At 72.4% G+C, this 16,682-nt stretch carries 17 protein-coding genes; 11 read left to right on the forward strand and 6 right to left on the reverse strand.

Annotation, left to right across the window (positions count from 1 at the left end):
• The first annotated feature begins 163 nt into the window (after nt 1-163).
• The 5 genes from ispG (at nt 164) to map (ending at nt 5,433) form a co-directional block, all read left to right on the forward strand.
• A complete protein-coding gene (gene ispG / locus ACFQE5_RS02730) occupies nt 164-1,306 on the forward strand; it encodes a flavodoxin-dependent (E)-4-hydroxy-3-methylbut-2-enyl-diphosphate synthase (protein ID WP_379582376.1) in 1,143 nt (380 codons plus the stop codon).
• Nucleotides 1,307-1,376: 70 nt separating this feature from the next.
• Nucleotides 1,377-2,210 (forward strand): GNAT family N-acetyltransferase, encoded by an 834-nt coding sequence (locus tag ACFQE5_RS02735; RefSeq protein ID WP_379582378.1) that lies wholly within the window; start codon nt 1,377-1,379, stop codon nt 2,208-2,210.
• Nucleotides 2,211-2,269: 59 nt separating this feature from the next.
• The gene (locus ACFQE5_RS02740; protein WP_379582380.1) at nt 2,270-4,105 is read left to right on the forward strand and encodes a penicillin-binding transpeptidase domain-containing protein; all 1,836 of its coding nucleotides are present in this window, start codon (nt 2,270-2,272) and stop codon (nt 4,103-4,105) included.
• 20 nt (nt 4,106-4,125) lie between these two features.
• A complete protein-coding gene (locus ACFQE5_RS02745) occupies nt 4,126-4,512 on the forward strand; it encodes a DUF3054 domain-containing protein (RefSeq protein ID WP_379582382.1) in 387 nt (128 codons plus the stop codon).
• A 63-nt stretch (nt 4,513-4,575) separates the two neighbouring features.
• Entirely contained in the window at nt 4,576-5,433 is an 858-nt protein-coding gene (gene map, locus ACFQE5_RS02750; protein WP_379582384.1) for a type I methionyl aminopeptidase, read from the forward strand.
• Here map and ACFQE5_RS02755 read toward each other — a convergent pair.
• Nucleotides 5,420-6,136, reverse strand: coding sequence for an alpha/beta hydrolase family protein (locus ACFQE5_RS02755; protein WP_379582386.1), 717 nt, complete (start codon nt 6,134-6,136; stop codon nt 5,420-5,422). The two genes, map and ACFQE5_RS02755, sit on opposite strands and share 14 nt — an antisense overlap.
• 149 nt (nt 6,137-6,285) lie before the next feature.
• Here ACFQE5_RS02755 and ACFQE5_RS02760 point away from each other — a divergent pair, with 149 nt between their 5' ends.
• Nucleotides 6,286-7,119, forward strand: coding sequence for a lysophospholipid acyltransferase family protein (locus tag ACFQE5_RS02760; protein ID WP_379582388.1), 834 nt, complete (start codon nt 6,286-6,288; stop codon nt 7,117-7,119).
• 78 nt (nt 7,120-7,197) lie between these two features.
• Here the strand turns inward: ACFQE5_RS02760 and ACFQE5_RS02765 are convergent, their stop codons facing one another.
• Both ACFQE5_RS02765 and ACFQE5_RS02770 read right to left on the reverse strand, forming a co-directional pair.
• A complete protein-coding gene (locus ACFQE5_RS02765; protein WP_379582390.1) occupies nt 7,198-8,154 on the reverse strand; it encodes an acyl-CoA desaturase in 957 nt (318 codons plus the stop codon).
• A 73-nt stretch (nt 8,155-8,227) separates the two neighbouring features.
• The gene (locus tag ACFQE5_RS02770) at nt 8,228-9,616 is read right to left on the reverse strand and encodes a mycothione reductase (RefSeq protein ID WP_379582545.1); all 1,389 of its coding nucleotides are present in this window, start codon (nt 9,614-9,616) and stop codon (nt 8,228-8,230) included.
• Nucleotides 9,617-9,702: 86 nt separating this feature from the next.
• On the opposite strand from ACFQE5_RS02770, the gene ACFQE5_RS02775 reads away from it, so the two are divergent.
• The 3 genes from ACFQE5_RS02775 to ACFQE5_RS02785 all read left to right on the forward strand — a co-directional run bounded on the left by ACFQE5_RS02775 (nt 9,703) and on the right by ACFQE5_RS02785 (nt 11,822).
• A complete protein-coding gene (locus ACFQE5_RS02775; protein WP_379582393.1) occupies nt 9,703-10,167 on the forward strand; it encodes a GNAT family N-acetyltransferase in 465 nt (154 codons plus the stop codon).
• 99 nt (nt 10,168-10,266) lie between these two features.
• On the forward strand, nt 10,267-10,725 hold the full coding sequence (locus ACFQE5_RS02780) for a LapA family protein (protein ID WP_379582396.1): 459 nt from the start codon (nt 10,267-10,269) through the stop codon (nt 10,723-10,725).
• Nucleotides 10,725-11,822, forward strand: a complete 1,098-nt coding sequence (locus tag ACFQE5_RS02785) for a class I tRNA ligase family protein (RefSeq protein WP_379582398.1) — start codon at nt 10,725-10,727, stop codon at nt 11,820-11,822. The genes ACFQE5_RS02780 and ACFQE5_RS02785 overlap by 1 nt, the downstream gene beginning before the upstream one ends.
• 4 nt (nt 11,823-11,826) lie before the next feature.
• On the opposite strand, the gene ACFQE5_RS02790 is transcribed toward ACFQE5_RS02785, so the two are convergent.
• The 3 genes from ACFQE5_RS02790 to ACFQE5_RS02800 form a co-directional block, all read right to left on the reverse strand.
• A complete protein-coding gene (locus ACFQE5_RS02790; RefSeq protein WP_379582400.1) occupies nt 11,827-13,143 on the reverse strand; it encodes a DEAD/DEAH box helicase in 1,317 nt (438 codons plus the stop codon).
• Between the two features lie 328 nt (nt 13,144-13,471).
• Nucleotides 13,472-14,419: a serine protein kinase RIO gene (locus ACFQE5_RS02795; RefSeq protein ID WP_379582402.1), complete on the reverse strand. Its 948-nt coding sequence runs from the start codon at nt 14,417-14,419 to the stop codon at nt 13,472-13,474.
• A 173-nt stretch (nt 14,420-14,592) separates the two neighbouring features.
• The gene (locus ACFQE5_RS02800; protein ID WP_379582404.1) at nt 14,593-15,351 is read right to left on the reverse strand and encodes a helix-turn-helix transcriptional regulator; all 759 of its coding nucleotides are present in this window, start codon (nt 15,349-15,351) and stop codon (nt 14,593-14,595) included.
• Nucleotides 15,352-15,469: 118 nt separating this feature from the next.
• On the opposite strand from ACFQE5_RS02800, the gene ACFQE5_RS02805 reads away from it, so the two are divergent.
• Both ACFQE5_RS02805 and ACFQE5_RS02810 read left to right on the forward strand, forming a co-directional pair.
• Nucleotides 15,470-16,033: a DUF2231 domain-containing protein gene (locus ACFQE5_RS02805; RefSeq protein WP_379582406.1), complete on the forward strand. Its 564-nt coding sequence runs from the start codon at nt 15,470-15,472 to the stop codon at nt 16,031-16,033.
• 52 nt (nt 16,034-16,085) lie between these two features.
• Entirely contained in the window at nt 16,086-16,553 is a 468-nt protein-coding gene (locus ACFQE5_RS02810; protein WP_379582408.1) for a hypothetical protein, read from the forward strand.
• Nucleotides 16,554-16,682: the final 129 nt, after the last annotated feature.

The raw sequence follows: 16,682 nt of genomic DNA on the forward strand, positions 1-16,682 counted from the left end.
AGCGAACGCCACCGCCGCTGGGGCCAGCCCCAGCACCGCGCCGCTGCATGATTACACCGATGTCATGCACCAACCCGGCGAACCTTCGTGGTCACGGCACTAGCCGTGAGTGCGTAACAGTGTTCTAACACTGTTACGCACTCACGGTGGGATACTGGCAGGCGTGAGTGTCTCCCTGGGCATGCCCGCGACCCCCGCACCCACCCTCGCGGCTCGCCGGACGACCCGGCAGCTGCACGTCGGCCCGGTCGGGGTCGGCAGTGACTTCCCGATCTCGGTCCAGTCGATGACGACCACCCTGACCGCCGACGTCAACGCCACCTTGCAGCAGATCGCCGAGCTCACCGCGGCGGGATGCGACATCGTGCGCGTCGCCTGCCCCAGCCAGGACGACGCCGACGCACTCCCGGCGATCGCGGCGAAGTCGAAGATCCCGGTCATCGCCGACATCCACTTCCAGCCGAAGTACGTGTTCGCCGCGATCGAGGCGGGCTGTGCGGCGGTCCGGGTGAACCCCGGCAACATCAAGAAGTTCGACGACAAGGTCGGCGAGATCGCGCGGGCCGCGCGCGACCACGGCACCCCGATCCGGATCGGAGTCAATGCGGGATCGCTCGACCCGCGGCTGCTCGCCAAGCACGGCAAGGCCACCCCGGAGGCGCTGGTGGAGTCGGCGCTGTGGGAGGCGAGCCTGTTCGCCGAGCACGACTTCCACGACGTCAAGATCTCGGTCAAACATCACGACCCGGTCGTGATGGTGCGCGCCTACGAACTGCTCGCCGAGGCCTGCGACTACCCGCTGCATCTCGGCGTCACCGAGGCGGGCCCCGCGTTCCAGGGGACGATCAAGTCCGCGGTCGCGTTCGGCGCGCTGTTGTCGAAGGGGATCGGTGACACGATCCGGGTCTCGCTCTCGGCCCCGCCGGTCGAGGAGGTCAAGGTCGGTTCGCAGATCCTTCAGTCGCTGAACCTGCGGCCGCGCAAGCTCGAGATCGTGTCCTGCCCGTCGTGCGGCCGCGCGCAGGTCGACGTCTACAAGCTCGCCGATGAGGTCACCGCGGGTTTGACCGGGATGGCGGTCCCGCTGCGGGTGGCGGTCATGGGCTGCGTCGTCAATGGGCCGGGCGAGGCTCGGGAGGCGGACCTCGGGGTCGCCTCCGGCAACGGCAAGGGCCAGATCTTCGTCAAGGGGAAGGTCATCAAGACCGTCCCGGAGCACGCGATCGTCGAGACGCTGATCGAGGAGGCACTCAAGATCGCGGAGACGATGGACGCCGAGGGCGCGCCTTCGGTGACCGTCGGATGAGCGGGTGAACCCGTGCAAGATCGCCCTGCCGCCCGTGGGCAGGGCGTCGACCATGTGGCACGGTTAGACGGTGCTCAGAGTCGCCGGAGCCCGGTTGCTCGACGATCGTGATCGCGCGGTGGTCCGGGCGGCGTTGGAGGCCGATCCCGTTGCCGCGTGCATGGTCGCAGCCCGGGTCGAGATCGCCGGGCTGGATCCGTGGCGGCTCGGCGGAGAGATCTGGGCCGTGGGCTCCCGGCTCGATGGGCTGTGCTTCTCCGGCGCCAACCTGGTTCCGCTGCGCGGCCATCGTTCGGCGCTGCGCAGTTTCGCGGACCGGGCCCGGCGGCACGGCCGCAGCTGTTCCTCGCTCGTCGGCCGGGCCGAACTCGTGCTCCCGCTGTGGGACGAGCTCGCCCCGGTGTGGGCCCCGGCCCGCGAGGTGCGCCCCGACCAGCCGCTGATGGTGCTCGCCGGGGCACCCGCGGTGCGGCCCGACCCGGCGGTGCGGCCGGTGCGCCCCGGGGAGCTCGACCGCTACCTGCCCGCGGCGATCGCCATGTTCACCGAGGAGGTGGGCATCGACCCCCGGGGCAGCGATGGCGGTGCCGGATACCGGGCGCGGGTGGGCGAGCTGGTGTCCGCGGGTCGCGCGTTCGCCCGGTTCGAGGACGGTGAGGTCGTGTTCAAGGCGGAGATCGGGGCGCTGTCCTCGCAGGTCGGGCAGATCCAGGGGGTGTGGGTGCACCCGGAGCGGCGGGGCCACGGGCTGGGCACGGCCGGCACCGCGGCGGTGGCCGAGCGACTGGCCGCGCTGGGGCGCCTCGCCAGCTTGTATGTCAACGGCTACAACCACGTCGCCCGCGTGGTCTACGAGCGGATCGGTTTCACCCAGGTCGGCCGCTTCGCGACGGTCCTGTTCTGACCGGTCTGGTGTGACCTGCGACGCGGCCACGGTCGGGCCTGGTCGGCATACTCGCGGCCATGTGCCGCAGCGATCCTCTCACCGGCCGGTACCGTACCCGGTTCGCGGCGGTGGGCGCCACGCTGCTGCTGGCGGCGGTCGCGGCGGGCTGTGGGCTGCTGCGCGACGACGGGCCGCGGTCGGTTGCCGAGGCGTTCCTCGCGGCCTGGTCGCGCGGGGACGACACCGCGGCCGCGCAGCTGACCGACAACCCGGCCGCGGCCGGCGCGCTGTTCACCGAGGTCCGCACCGCGCTCGCCCCGGCGGAGTTCACCGCCCGGCTCGGCCAGGTCCGCACTGCCGCGGAGCAGGCCACGGCCTCGGTCGACGTGAGCTGGGACCTCGGCCAAGGCCGTCGCTGGTCGTATCTCGGTGACCTGGAGCTGCGTCCGGCGCCCGAGGCCGTGGCGGGCTGGCAGGTGCACTGGGCGCCGACGGTCATCCATCCGCAGCTCGCGGCGCGGCAGCGGCTCGTGCTGCGCACCGAGGCGCCCGAGCCCGCGCCCGTGGTCGACCGGTCCGGCGCGCCGCTGCTCGCGCCGGGGAACGTCATCAACGTGCTGCTCGACCGGCAGGCGGCCGGTGATCTGGCAGCGGTGACGGCCGCGCTGGCCGCCGCGCTCTCGCCGATCGCCCCGGAGATCACCGCGACGTCGATCGGCGACGGCGCGGCACGAACACCCGAGGGGCAGGCGTACTCCGTCGCGGTGTTGCGCGAACCCGACTACCGGAGTGTCCGAGCGAGGATCCACGACCTGCCCGGCGTGCGGTTCACCCGGATGTCGCGGCTGCTCGCGCCGTCCGCCGGGTTCGCCCGGCAGGTGCTGCCCGAGGTCCGTGCCGAGGTGGCACCCCAGGTCGACGGGGTCGCAGGGTGGTCGGTCGCGGTCGTCGACGCCGCCGGGGGCACCGTGCGGACGCTGGTCGAGCACCCGCCGACACCGGGCAGCACGGTGCGCCTGAGCCTGGACCGGGCGCTGCAGGCATTCGCCGAGGATGCCGTCGAGCCACTGGCGCAGCAGGCGATGCTGGTCGCCGTGCAGCCCTCCACCGGGGACCTGCTGGCCGTTGCCCAGAACGACGCCGCGGATGCGGCCGGGGCGCTGGCCCTCACCGGCCGCTACCCGCCGGGCTCCAGCTTCAAGATTGTCACCGCGGCGGCCGCGGTGACCAAGGACGGGCTGACCGCGGCGAGCCCGGTGGCCTGTCCCGCGACGACGGTCATCGGCGGCCGGCTGGTGCCCAATCTCGGCCGGTTCGATCTGGGCACCGTGCCCTTCGGGCGCGCGTTCGCCCAATCCTGCAACACGACCTTCGCCCAGCTCGGGGACCGGCTCGGGGCGGAGGCGCTACCCACCGCCGCACGGACGTTGGGGCTGGGCGCGGACTACCGGGTTCCGGCGCTCACGACGGTCACCGGCTCGGTCCCGCCGACGGACGATCCGGTGCAGCGGGCGGAGAACGGGTTCGGCCAGGGCCAGGTGCTCGCCTCGCCCTTGGGTATGGCGCTGGTTGCGGCGACCGTGGCCCGGGGCGTCCCCGTGGTCCCGCAGCTCATCCGGGACCGTCCGACCGAGGTGCTGACGGCGCCCACCGAGCCCGATCCGGTGGCGCTCGATCAGGTGCGGTCGATGATGCGCCAGGTCGTCACCGAGGGCACCGCGACGCGGCTGGCCGGGTTGGGCGAGGTCCACGGCAAGACCGGCACGGCGGAGTTCACCGATGACGGCCACCATTCGCACGGCTGGTTCGTCGGCTACCGCGGCGACCTCGCCTTCGCGGTCCTGGTCGTGGACGCGGGGTCGTCCGAGTCCGCGGTCGGTGTGGCACAGCGGTTCCTCACAGCGGCGCCGTGAGGAGAAGCTACGCTGATCGAGTGGTTCACGAACAGCACAGCCGGATCCCGGTGCTCGCCCTCGCGGCCGACGCCGTCGCCGTCGTGGTGTTCGCGGCGCTCGGGCGGCTCAGCCACGACGAGTCGGGCGATCTGCTCGGCCTGCTCGGTACCGCGGCGCCCTTCCTGATCGGCCTCGCCGCGGCGTGGGCAACGCCGTGGGTCCGGGCTCACCCGATCGAGCTGCGCTCGGGCGCTGTGGTGGTGGGCGGCACCGCGGTGCTCGGCCTGCTGGTGCGCGCCGCCTTCACCGGACGGCTGCCGGCGAGCTTCGCGATCGTCGCCGGCCTGTCCCTGGTGGTGCTGCTGCTGGGCTGGCGGGTGATCGCGCTGCTCGTGTCCCGCCATCGCGCTCGCGCGCCGCGGTGAGTCGAACCCGGTGACCCACCGGCACGAGTCGGGGCACGCGATCGGGCACGTAAAGTGGGGTCCATGTCCGTTCGCACCTTGCTGACCCCCGGAACGCAGTCGCCGCCTCGGGTGGTGCCGGCGCATATCCCGCGGCCGGAGTACGTCGGCAAGGCAGAACCCGTCAAGAACAACGACCCGTGGGTGCAGACGCCGGAGATCATCGAGGCGATGCGGGTGGCGGGCCGGATCGCGGCGCAGGCGCTGCAGGCGGGCGGCGCTGTCGTGGCGCCGGGCGTCACCACCGACGAGATCGACCGCGTGGTGCACGAGTTCCTCATCGAGCATGACGCCTACCCGTCGACCCTGGGCTACCGCGGCTACCCCAAGTCGTGCTGCACCAGCCTCAACGAGGTCATCTGCCACGGGATCCCGGACTCGACCGTGATCCAGGACGGGGACATCGTCAACATCGATGTCACGGCCTATATCGGCGGGGTGCACGGAGACACGAACGCCACCTTCCTCGCGGGCACCGTGTCCGAGGAGGACCGGCTGCTGGTCGAGCGCACCCGCGAGGCGACCATGCGGGCGATCAAGGCGGTGCGGCCGGGGCGCGAGCTCAATGTCGTGGGACGGGTCATCGAGTCCTACGCCCGGCGGTTCGGCTACGGCGTCGTGCGCGACTTCACCGGCCACGGCATCGGTCGATCGTTCCACAGCGGGCTGGTCGTGCTGCATTACGACCAGCCCGATGTGCACATCGTCCTTGAGCCGGGCATGACGTTCACGATCGAGCCGATGATCACTCTCGGCACCGTCGACTACGACATCTGGGACGACGACTGGACCGTCGTCACGAAGGACCGGCAGCGGACCGCGCAGTTCGAGCACACGGTTCTCGTGACCGCCACCGGCGCCGAGATCCTCACCCAGCTCTGACCGCGAGGCCATGGGGCGCGGGACGGCGCATGGCCTCGCGGATCCGCGGGTCCTCGGGCGCGAGCCCGAGTTCGCCGAGCAGAAAGCGGCGGACCAGCGCATTCCATTCGGCCGGTCGCCGCACCATGGCGTGGCCGTCGCCGAGCACCTCGAAGCGGCAGGTTCGGCCGGTGACCTGCTTGGCGCGTACGGCGTAGGCGTAGGACTCGCGCGGATCGGTCCAGCGTTCCAGGTCGCCGTGGGCGATGAGCACGCTGCGCCCGGAGAGCTGCTCGACGGGGTCGCTCCCGTCGAGCCAGGGCGCCAGGGCGCATACCGCGACGACATTCGGTGCGTCGGCTGCTCGCAGCGCGGCCCGGCCGCCCATCGAATGGCCGAGCAGGGCGGTGCGTGACCGGGGGTGACGTCGCCCGATCTCGTCCAGCGCCCACCGGGTGTCGACCACGGCGTCCATGGCCGGTGCGTTCCAACCCCGATAGCGGTAGTGGAGCAGGTAGACTGTGGGGCCCGCGCTGCTCAGCATGCGCGCAAAGGGCAGCATGCGCAGGTAGGCGAGGCGCCTGCGGCGTCCGGCGGGCTCGTGGCTGACGGCTCGCCCCCCGTGCAGCACGAGGACGACCGACGCCGGGTCGGCGGGCCCGCCGCGGACCGGTTCGAGGCGCGGTCGCCGAGCGGGGCCTGGACCAGACGTGCCGAGCCTCACGGGGCGATGCTCCATCGCGCCCGGCCGCCGGGACGCGTGATGGGAGAGAAGTCACACGGATCTGCCTCGCGCGGTGCGGCACGATCCGCGACGACCACGACGACATCACCTCCCGCACCGATCCGGGTGGTGTGGCGAGGAGGACGACGATGACCGGACCGAGGCCGGACCGGATGCTCACCGGGTGGGAGAAGGTGTCGCTGACGCTGCGCAGGCGGCGCCGCGGGTCGGGGTTCTGGTTCGGCCTCGCCATCGAGCTGCTGTGGCCGGTCGTGATGGTCCTGACCCGGCTCGGCTGGCGCGGCGGCGAGCATGTGCCGCGCACCGGCGGCGCGCTGCTGGCCATCAACCACGTGTCGATCTCCGATCCGATCTTCGACACGGCGTTCGTTCTCTCGCACGGCAGGATTCCCCGTTACCTGGCCAAGTCGGAGCTGTGGTCGATACCGGTGGTGCGGTCGGTGCTCGGTGGGGGTGGGCACATCCCGGTCGACCGGGGGTCGGTGCGCGCCGGTGACGCCTATCGGGAGGCGATCGAGGCGCTGCGCCGCGGCGAGCTCGTGGTGTTCTACCCGGAGGCCACCTTCACCCGCGACCCCGACGGCTGGCCGATGAAGGCCATGAACGGGATCGCCCGGATCGCGCTGGTGACCGGCGTCCCGGTGATCCCCGTGGCGAACTGGGGAACCCAGGACATCCTGCCGCCGTCGAGTCGCACGCCCCGGCTGTGGCCCCGGCGCCGGGTGATGATCGTGGCCGGGCCGCCGGTCGACCTCTCGGAGTTCGCGGACCGGCCGCGTACCCGCACCAACCTGGACCGTGCCACCGCCACGATCATGGCCGAGATCACAGCTCTGGTGGCACAGGTCCGTGGGGAGCAGCCGCCCGCGCAGCCGTTCGACGCCGCCGTGATGCGTCCGGCGCCGGATCCGCAGCCCCCGGCCGCCGGGCCGGACCTCCAGCGGGAGCGCCCGGCCAGCTGAGCCCGACCATGATCGGCAGGTGGGCGGCGGCAGCCGTGACGTCCGCGGTCCCGGCTCCCAACGCTGGTCAAGCCCGGATCAGCCGGCCTTGGCGAGCCGCTCCAACCTGCGCGTGGTCGGCCAGCGCACCGAATGCGCCCAGCCCAGCTTCTCGAAGATCCAGATGAGCCGGGCGGAGATGTCGATCTGACCGCGCTTCACACCGTGCCGGGCGCAGGTCGGGTCGGCGTGGTGCAGGTTGTGCCACGACTCGCCGAACGACGCGATCGCCAGCGCCCAGACGTTGGTGGAGCGGTCGCGGGCGGCGAACGGCGTGTTGCCCCACATGTGACAGATCGAGTTGATCGACCACGTGATGTGATGCAGCAGCCCGACGCGGACCAGCCCGGCCCAGAACAGCGCGGTCACCGCACCCCACCAGGACCACGTCAGCAGCCCGCCGAGCAGAGCCGGGAGCAGCAGGGTTGCCGAGCCCCACAGCGTGAAGAGGGCGTCGATGCGGCGAATGTCCTTGTCGGCGAGCAGGTCCGGGGTGAAGCGCTTGGCGTTGGTCTTGCTCCGGTCGAACAGCCACCCCATGTGTGCGTGCCAGAAGCCCTTGACCAGGGCGGCGGGGCCGGTTCCGAACAGCCACGGCGAGTGCGGGTCGCCCTCCTTGTCGGAGAATGCGTGGTGCCTGCGATGATCGGCGACCCACACGTGGACCGGGCCCTGCAGGGCGAGGCTGCCGGCGATCGCCAGCACGATCCGCAGCGGCCGGCCGGTCTTGAACGAGCCGTGGGTGAAGTAGCGGTGGTAGCCGACCGTGATACCGAGGCCGCTGATCACGTAGAACACCGCGGCGATCGCGACGTCCGTCCAGGTGAGGCCCCAGCCCCAGGCGAACGGCACGGCGGCGAGCAGCGCCAGCAGCGGAGCGAAGACGAAGACATAGACGCCGACCTGTTGCGGCAGCCCGCGGGTCCCGTCGATGAGGGGTTTCGGCCCGGAGGTCCCGGGGTCCTTGGTTCGGGTGGGGCTGTCGGCAACGGTCATTGGCGCACCTCATGGATCGTTGGACGTCGGGCCGGGGAGTGATCGTGACCAACTCCGGTAAGGCGAACCTACATCACGCCTCGATATCGATTTCGAGCCCGAGCAGCGCGTTCTCCACGACCTCGGGCAGGGCCGGATGGATCCAGTACTGCCCGGTGGCCATCGCGCGCGCCGTCAGCCCGAAGGTCATCGCCTGGATGAGCGGCTGGATGAGGGTGGACGCCTGCGGGCCGAGCAGATGCGCGCCCAGGATCCGGCCGGTGCCGCGATCGGCGATGATCTTGCAGAGGCCGGTGCTGTCCTCCATGGCCCAGCCGTAGGCGACATCGCCGAAGTTCTGCACCTTCACGGTGTAGTCGAGCCCCTCGGCCCGGCACTGCGCCTCGGTCCGCCCGACCGTGGCGATCTGTGGGTCGGTGAACACCGCGTACGGCACGAACCGATGATCGGTTTCGCGGGGTGATTCGGGGTGCAGCAGGTTGTGCGTCACGACCCGCGCCTCATGGTTGGCGACGTGCTTGAGCTGGTACGGCGAGCTGATGTCGCCGAAGGCCCACACCCCCTCGACCGGGGTGCGCTGCTGGGAGTCGACGATGATCCGGCCGTCCGGGTGAACCGGGATGCCGGCCGCGGGCAGGTCGAGGCGGTCGCTGTTGGGGATCCGGCCGGTCGCGACGAGCACGGTATCCCCGACCAGCTCGGTGCCGTCGGTGAGGTGCACGGTGATGTCCCCGGGGACGCCGCTCAGCCGGGTCGCCGGGTTGCCCAGGTGCACGTCCCAGCGCTGTGCGGCGAGTTCGGTGAACCGGTGGGAGAGCGTCTCGTCCACGCCGCGCAGCAGTGCGCCGCTGCGGGCCACGAGCGAGACCCGGCTGCCCAGCGCCGAGAACACGTGCGCGAACTCCGTCGCGATGTAGCCGCTACCGAGGATGACCAGCCGTTCGGGCACCGCGTCCAGCCGCATGATCGTGTCGGAGGTCTCGTACGGCACCCCCGAGGTCGCCACCTCGACCGGCACGTCCGGCCGGCCACCCGCGGCGATGACGATCCGGTCGGCGCTCAGCTCGTCGACCCCGCTGCCGTCGGTGCGCTCCACCCGCAGTGTCTTGTGCCCGCTGAACCGGGCATGCCCCAGATAGACCGTGACGTTGGCGCAGCGCTGCGTCCGGTACTCCTGACCGGCCGCCGCGATCGGATCGATCCGCTGGAAGATCCGGTCACGGATCTCGGTCCAGCGCACCTTGTCGACCGTCGCGTCGATGCCGTAGCGGCTCGCCCGCCGGATGGTCTCGGCGACGTCGGCGGCGTAGACGTACATCTTGGTCGGGATGCAGCCGACGTTGAGGCAGGTGCCGCCGAAGGTGCCGTGCTCGATGATCGCGACGTCGAGATCGTCGAACCTGCTGTCGATCACCGAGTTACCCGAGCCGGTGCCGATGATGACGAGGTCGTGGTGGCGCAGACCGGAAGGACTCACGCCGTAAGGCTACTGATCCGCATGGGTTGCCGACTTCTGCGTCACCTGGGCCGATCTGGTAGGCATTCCCGATGCCCACCCAGACGATGAGCGCAACTGTTCGCCGGTCCTGGGCCGCCGACCTCGATACCCAGACCCTGTACGAGTTGCTGCGGCTGCGCATCGACGTGTTCGTCGTCGAGCAGGCCTGCGCCTACGGCGAGCTCGACGGTCGAGATCTCGAGCCGCGGGCACGGCACTACTGGCTGTCCGCCAACGGGCAGCCCGCCTCCATGCTCGGCTGTGTCCGGCTGCTCAAGGAACCCGACGGCGGCTATCGGATCGGGCGGCTGTGCGTCGCGCGGGCGGTACGCGGGCGAGGTCTCGGTCGCAGGCTGCTGCAGGCCGTCCTCGCCGAGGTCGGCGACCGGTCCTGTGTGCTCGATGCCCAGGAGCACCTCGCGGACCTGTACCGGGGCTTCGGCTTCGAGCCGAGCGGACCCGCCTACGACTGGGATGGGGTCGTGCATCTTCCGATGCGCAGACCCGGTCGCTGATTTTCCGGCGCCACCGCGCGTTGCCCGTGATCGGGCGACGTCGCCGGTGCTCGTGCGGGATACTTCGGGCGAACGGCGACGAATACGAGAGGAGTCGCGATGGGTGACGACCGGAGCCGTCCGGCGAAGGCGGGACCGGTGCGGCCCGGCAACGTCGGCCAGGCCGACCCGACGGCGGATCCCGTCACCGATCCGGCTCTGCCCAGGATGGGGGTCGGCGACCCGGCGGACGAGCCGACGGTGCCCGTTCCCACCGAGCCGGCGCCGCGGCCGGGTGGCGGTGTCGCGACGGCGAAGCCGGACCGCACCCGGGTCGGCGGACTGTGGATCGGGCTGATCCTGTCCGCGCTGGTCCTGTTGTTCCTGCTGATCTTCATTCTGCAGAACCTCGACCCGATCCGGATCAGCTTCCTGGGTGCCTCCGGGAGCCTGCCGACGGGTGTGGCGCTGCTGCTGGCGGCGATCGCGGGGGTGTTGCTGGTGGCGATCCCGGGCACCGGCCGGATCGTCCAGCTCCGCCGCACCACCCGGCGGGCCGGTTCGGGCCGGGTGCGTTGATGCTGCATATCGGCGGGGCGCCGCTGCCGGTCGTCGGCCGCGCGCGGATGTACATCTGCGGGATCACCCCCTACGACACGACCCATCTCGGGCATGCGGCGACGTTCGTCTGGTCCGACGTCGCGGTCCGGGTGCTGCGTCATCTCGGGGTCGAGGTCGACGTCTGCCGTAACGTCACCGACGTCGACGACGTGCTCGATGCGGCCGCCGCCCGCGCCGGGGCCCGGTTCGACAGCTACGCGGCCGTCCAGCAGTTCCGGTTCGACCGTGACATGGCCGCGCTCGGGGTGCGCAGGCCGACCCACGAGCCGCGCGCGCATGTGCACGTCCCGCAGGTCGTCACACTGGCCGCGGCCCTGTTGGAGAAGGGCGTGGCCTACCTGCGCGACGGGACGGTCTGGTTCCGTGGGGCGGGCGTGCCCGAGCGGGCGGGGCTGGACCCGGAGACCGCCCGGGAGCTGTCCGTCGAGTTCGGCGACGCCGCGGGCCCGCCCGGGCGGGAGGATCCCGCTGACGTCGTGCTCTGGCGGGCCGCCGTGCCCGGTGAGCCCGCCTGGCCGAGTCCCTGGGGGGACGGGCGTCCCGGCTGGCATGCCGAATGCGCCGCGATGGCGCTGACGACGCTGGGGCCAGCGATGGACCTGCACGCGGGTGGGGCCGACCTGAGGTTCCCGCACCACGCCTACGAGTCGGCGATGGCCGAGGCGATCACCGGGGTCCGGCCGTTCGCCCGGGCGTGGATGCACGTCGGGACCGTTCTGGTCGACGGGCGGAAGATGGCCAAGTCGACAGGCAACCTGGTGCTCGTCTCCGAGGTCCTGAAGAACGTTCCCGCGGAGGCGCTGCGACTGCTGCTCATCGACCGGCAGTGGGCGCAGCCGTGGGACTACCGCCCGGAGGGTCTCGACGCGGCGGGCGCCCGGCTCGAGCGGCTGTATGCCGCCGCGGCGCGGGGACTCGATGACGACGCGGCCGTGGCCGCCGTCACCGCGGCGCTGCAGAACGACCTCGACGTGCCGCGCGCGCTCGAGGTGGCCGAGGAAGCGGGGGGCGCGGCCGCGCGACTCGCGCTGAGGGTGCTCGGCCTGGGCGGCTGACCGCTCAGGCGGCCACCTCGCGTCCGCGGCGACGCCTGTCCTCGGTGGCGCGCCGCCGCGTGCGTCCCGCCTCGCCGCCGCGCGGGTTCTGCCGGGGGCGCCGGGGCTCCGGCAGTGGCCGGCCCAGGGGCGCGCGCGCCCCGGTGATCCGGGTCAGCGCGGCGTCGCCGGGGGACACCTCGGTCAGGGTGGGACGCACCCCCGCCTGCTGGGTCAGCCGTTCGACGTCGTGGCGTTCGGGTGGGGTCACCAGCGTGACGACCGTGCCGGACTCACCGCCCCGGGCGGTGCGACCGGCCCGGTGCAGGTAATCCTTGGGGTCGGCAGGCGGATCGACGTGGACCACGAGGCTCACGTCGTCGACATGGATCCCGCGGGCGGCGACGTCGGTGGCGACCAGCACCGGGGTGCGGCCGTCCCGGAACTCGGCGATCGCCCGGTTCCGGGCGTTCTGCGTCTTGCCGCCGTGCAGTGCCGCGGCGGCGACACCGTCGCGGCGCAGGTTGCGCACCAGCCGGTCGACGCCGTACTTGGTGCGCACGAACAGGATCGTGCGGCCGTCGCGGGCGGCCACCTCGGTGACCACGCGCGCCTTGTCCGCGCCGTCGACGAGCAACACGTGGTGGTCCATGGTCGCGACCGGGGCCACTGCGGGCGCGACGGCGCGGGTCACCGGGTCGTGCAGGTAGTTTTTGACGAGGGTGGCGACGTCGCCGTCGAGGGTCGCGGAGAACAGCAGCCGCTGCCCGTCGGCGGGGGTGCGGTCGAGGATCGCGCGGACCTGGGGCAGGAAACCCATGTCGGCCATCCGGTCGGCCTCGTCGAGCGCGGTGATCTCGACTCCCGACAGGTCGCAGGTGCCCTGGGTCGTGTGGTCGGTGAGTCTGCCGGGCGTGGCGACGAGCAGGTCGACCCCGCGCTCGAGAGCGGCCGCCTGCCGGTTGAACGACACGCCGCCGACCACCGCGGTGAGCGACAGGTGCAGCGAGCGGGCGAACGGGGTCAGCGCCTCGACGACCTGCTGGGCGAGCTCGCGGGTCGGCACCAGAACGAGGCCGCGCGGTCGGCGCGGCCGGGCGCGGTCACCGGCGAGCCGCGACAGCAGCGCCAAGCCGAAGGCCAGCGTCTTGCCCGATCCCGTCTGGCCGCGACCGAGGAGGTCGCGCCCGCGCAAGGTCTCGGGCAGCGTCGCGGCCTGGATCGGGAAGGGCTCGGCGAACCCCTCGGCGTCCAGCGCGCGCACCACGGGCGCGGGCAGCCCGAGCGTGGCGAAGGAGGGCATGCCCGCCTCGGGAACGGTCCACAGCACCTCGGCGGGCATCACCGTGCGCGGGTCGGCCGGCCGGGCGGCACGGCTGGGGCGGGGCCTGGCGCCGCCTCGGCGGGAGCCGGAACGCCGGGCACGGCGGGCCGAGCCGGACGACTGGGATGGCGCCGACGGGACTTCCACAGCGGACCTCCGAGGACGTGGCACGTCTCACGGAGTAACCGCACGGCGGACGGGCGGATGATCACGGCGACGAGCCGGGACGCGGCATCGCGCCCTGGTGGATGAAGCTTCGGACGCGCTCATCGGCCACGCGACGGGGGAGCGGTCGCCGGGCCGGGCGCTTGATCAGCCTACCGGAGCGCCCGGCCCGGTCATGCCCCTACCGCTGAGCTGCGGCTCCGCCCATCCCGAACTCGATCCGTAGCGCGTCGAGCAGCTCCTCGCCCGCCGTCCGCGGCAGCCCACGTGCGGCGAACCACTCCGCGACCCGCCGGACGTCGCGTTCGAGGAACGCGGGGCCCTGCGGGTTCCCGATGACGTCGACGACCTGCGGCAGGTCGATCAGGACCAGGCGCCGGTCGTGGACGAGCAGGTTGTAGGCCGAGAGGTCGCCGTGGGTCAGGCCGTGGCGGGCCAGTCCGAGCAGCGCGGCCACGAGCTGGTCCCACAGCTCGGTGATCTCGTCCGGGTCCGGCCGCAGCTGGGCGAGCCGCGGCGCGGCAGTGCCGTCGGGGCGGCCGATGAACTCCAGCAGCAGCTCGGTGCCCTCCAGCTGCACCGGGTAGGGGACGGGAACTCCGGCCTGCCACAGCGTGGTGAGCGCGGCGAACTCGGCGCGTGCCCACTGGACGGCGAGCAGCTCGCGGCCGAACGCGGTGCGGGTGGCCATCGCCCGGCTCTCGCGGGAGCGGCGGACCCGGCGGCCCTCCAGATAGCCCGCGTCGCGGTGGAACATGCGGTGCTCGGGGCCGCGGTAACGCTTGGCGGCCAACAGGGCGGCGCGCCCGGTTCCGGGCACCGCGCGTTCCAGGAGGTGGACGTCGGCCTCCTTGCCGGTCTTGAGCACGCCGAGCTCGGTGTCGACCGCGGCGTTCTCGGTCACCACCCAGGCCGGTCGCGGCCGCGGGCCGTGCTCCGCGCCGTCCCAGGTGGACCATCGGTCGCCTGCGGGTGGAACGTCGTCGGCGCCGCCGCGGCCGTCGAGCTCAGGAGGCGGCGCCGGGCGGCCGCGGCGTCGGGAGCGGGGTGGGTCGTCGTCGAAGCGGCGCGTGCGCCCGCGCCGCGGGACGGGGTGGTCTGGATCGTCGAAGAAATCATCCGAGTGCACTGGTGGGGTTCTCCTGGATGAGGCGCCCCACCGGAAGCGTCAGCCGGGTGGGGCGAGTGAACGGGGACGGGCGACGTCCCGGGCGGCGGTCATCACGGGGTCATCTCCTCCCAGCCGGATGCTCGATAGTTCGGTGTGCACGATGCCGGCTGCCCGCGGCGCGGGCAACGGATTTAGCGCGGCCCGGCCGCGGCGGCCGAATCGTCGTTCGCCGGCTGGCCCGTGGTGAACTCCACGCAGCAGCAGCCGGGCCGGGGTGCGAGCTCGGCGACGACGGTCGCGGCCTCCAGCCCCTCCAGGAGCCCGGACAGCAGCGCATGGTTGATCGCGCAGACCAGCTGGGGGGCGTCGCCGGCCAACGGCTGGAACGGGCAGTTGCGCAGGCTCAGCCGGGAGGTCCCGTCCCGGCGGGGCTCGAACCCGTACCGGGTGAGCACTCCTTCGGCCAGGCCGAGGGCGCGTTCGGCTCCGAGCCGGCCCGGTCGGACCCGGTCGCGTTCGGCGGCGCCGATCGCCACTCCGCGCCGGTGCGCGGCCGTCAGCGCGGCGTCCCGGACGCTGCTTCCGGCACGGCCCTCGGCGAGCACGGCATCGAGCAGGATCGCGGCGAGCAGGTCGTGGTGGCGTCCGGGGATGGTGATCCGGAGGTCGACCTCGGCCGGTTCGTAGACCTTGGGGGTGCGGCCGACCTTGCGGATCCCGCCGACCGGCTCGAACCGGGCCTTCAGCAGGCCGACCTCGACCAGCTTGTCGAGGTGGAACGCGGCCAGCTTGCGGGAGATGCCCGCGTCGGCCGCGGCCTCCTCGCGGCTCACCGGGCGCCCGGCGCGGCGCACGAAGTCGTGCAGCCGCCGTCGCGATTCGTCGCTGAGGGCGGCCACCGCGGCCAGCGCTGCGAGGGGGAGCCCGGATCGGGCCACGGCAGAGTCCATCGGTCCACATTATCGCCTATCGCAGGCAGCGAAAAAGTCGAACTGACCAGGTCTTGACCACGGTGGTCTAATAAGACTAAGAACTGCTGGTGTTATTCGGCGGAGTCGGGAGGCCCTCATGGCGAGCGAGCTGCAGCAGCAGGCCAAGGAGCCGGTCAGCGCGGCGATGGCCGGTCCCTACGGACACCCGCTGCACCCGATGCTGGTGACGGTCCCGATCGGCGCGTGGGTGGCCAGCCTGGTCTTCGACGTGGCCACCTACCTCGTCGGCGACGCGGCGTTCCTGGTCAAGGGCTCGTTCTGGTTGATCGCGATCGGGGTGCTCGGGGCGCTCGCCGCGGCACTGGTCGGCTTCCTGGACCTGTTCGCCGTGCCCACGGGCACGCCCGCCCGCCGCACCGCGCTGGTGCATATGGCGCTGATGCTGGTCGTGACCGTGGGATACGTCGTCGGTTTCCTGTGGCGGCGCGGTGCGCTCGAGGCCGCGGGCCCGGTGGGTCTGGGGCCGCTGCTGCTGTCGATGGCCTGCCTGCTGGTGCTGGCCGTCGCCGGTTTCCTGGGCGGCAAGCTGGCCTTTCGCTACGGCGTGCGGGTCGCCGACGAGGCGACCCAGGCCGAGGGCTACCGGCGCCCCGCCGAGCCGACGGCTACCGCGACCGGCCGGTCAACCGTCTCGTCGTGATCGCGGGCCCGGATCTCGGGCCCCGTTGTTGTCGGTGAAAAGGAGCGAGGTCATGAACACGCTGGCGCTGATCGGACTGATTCTGTGGATCATCACCGCCCTGGGCGGTTTCGTCATGCTCGGTCGCTGGATCTCCCGGGGCGGACTGCGTCAGCAGAGCTCCGGGGTGAGCCGGTTTCCCGCCGGGGCGGTGTTCTCGCACTTCCTCCTGGCCGCCGCCGGGCTGGTGTTGTGGATCATCTACCTGGTCAGTGACGCCGCGGTGCTGACCTGGGTGTCGCTGGCCGTGCTGGTCGTGGTGGCCGGGATCGGTTTCGGCCTGTTCTCCCGCTGGCTGCCGGTGTACCGAGGGCGTCCGGTGGCGACCACCGGTGGTCCGGGGGCGGCCGCGGGGGCCTCGCTGTCCGCGGAGCCGGCCGAGCGGCACCTGCCGGTGCCCGTCGTCTTCGCCCACGGCCTGCTCGGGGCGGCGACCCTGGTCGTCGTCCTGTTGGTTGCGCTGGGCGTCGGCGGAAGCTGAGGGCTCAGCCCGACACGACGATCGCCAGTTCGCGGCTCGCCGGGCGTTCCACCCGCATCCCCGCCCGGCGGGCGATGGCCGCCACCGCGGCGGTGTCGGCAGGCTCGGCGCGGCTGCTGGCCAGCAGCC

It is taken from the genome of Pseudonocardia hispaniensis (assembly GCF_042658695.1).
Taxonomy (GTDB): Bacteria; Actinomycetota; Actinomycetes; order Mycobacteriales; family Pseudonocardiaceae; genus Pseudonocardia; species Pseudonocardia hispaniensis.

What these genes read in the sequence shown, in the direction of transcription:
- ACFQE5_RS02740 (WP_379582380.1), top strand. Translation starts at nt 2,270, where the DNA reads ATGTGCCGCAGCGATCCTCTCACCGGCCGGTACCGTACCCGGTTCGCG.
- map (WP_379582384.1), top strand. Translation starts at nt 4,576, where the DNA reads ATGTCCGTTCGCACCTTGCTGACCCCCGGAACGCAGTCGCCGCCTCGG.
- ACFQE5_RS02760 (WP_379582388.1), top strand. Translation starts at nt 6,286, where the DNA reads ATGACCGGACCGAGGCCGGACCGGATGCTCACCGGGTGGGAGAAGGTG.
- ACFQE5_RS02765 (WP_379582390.1), bottom strand. Translation starts at nt 8,154, where the DNA reads ATGACCGTTGCCGACAGCCCCACCCGAACCAAGGACCCCGGGACCTCC.
- ACFQE5_RS02775 (WP_379582393.1), top strand. Translation starts at nt 9,703, where the DNA reads ATGCCCACCCAGACGATGAGCGCAACTGTTCGCCGGTCCTGGGCCGCC.
- ACFQE5_RS02780 (WP_379582396.1), top strand. Translation starts at nt 10,267, where the DNA reads ATGGGTGACGACCGGAGCCGTCCGGCGAAGGCGGGACCGGTGCGGCCC.
- ACFQE5_RS02785 (WP_379582398.1), top strand. Translation starts at nt 10,725, where the DNA reads ATGCTGCATATCGGCGGGGCGCCGCTGCCGGTCGTCGGCCGCGCGCGG.
- ACFQE5_RS02790 (WP_379582400.1), bottom strand. Translation starts at nt 13,143, where the DNA reads ATGCCCGCCGAGGTGCTGTGGACCGTTCCCGAGGCGGGCATGCCCTCC.
- ACFQE5_RS02800 (WP_379582404.1), bottom strand. Translation starts at nt 15,351, where the DNA reads ATGGACTCTGCCGTGGCCCGATCCGGGCTCCCCCTCGCAGCGCTGGCC.
- ACFQE5_RS02805 (WP_379582406.1), top strand. Translation starts at nt 15,470, where the DNA reads ATGGCGAGCGAGCTGCAGCAGCAGGCCAAGGAGCCGGTCAGCGCGGCG.
- ACFQE5_RS02810 (WP_379582408.1), top strand. Translation starts at nt 16,086, where the DNA reads ATGAACACGCTGGCGCTGATCGGACTGATTCTGTGGATCATCACCGCC.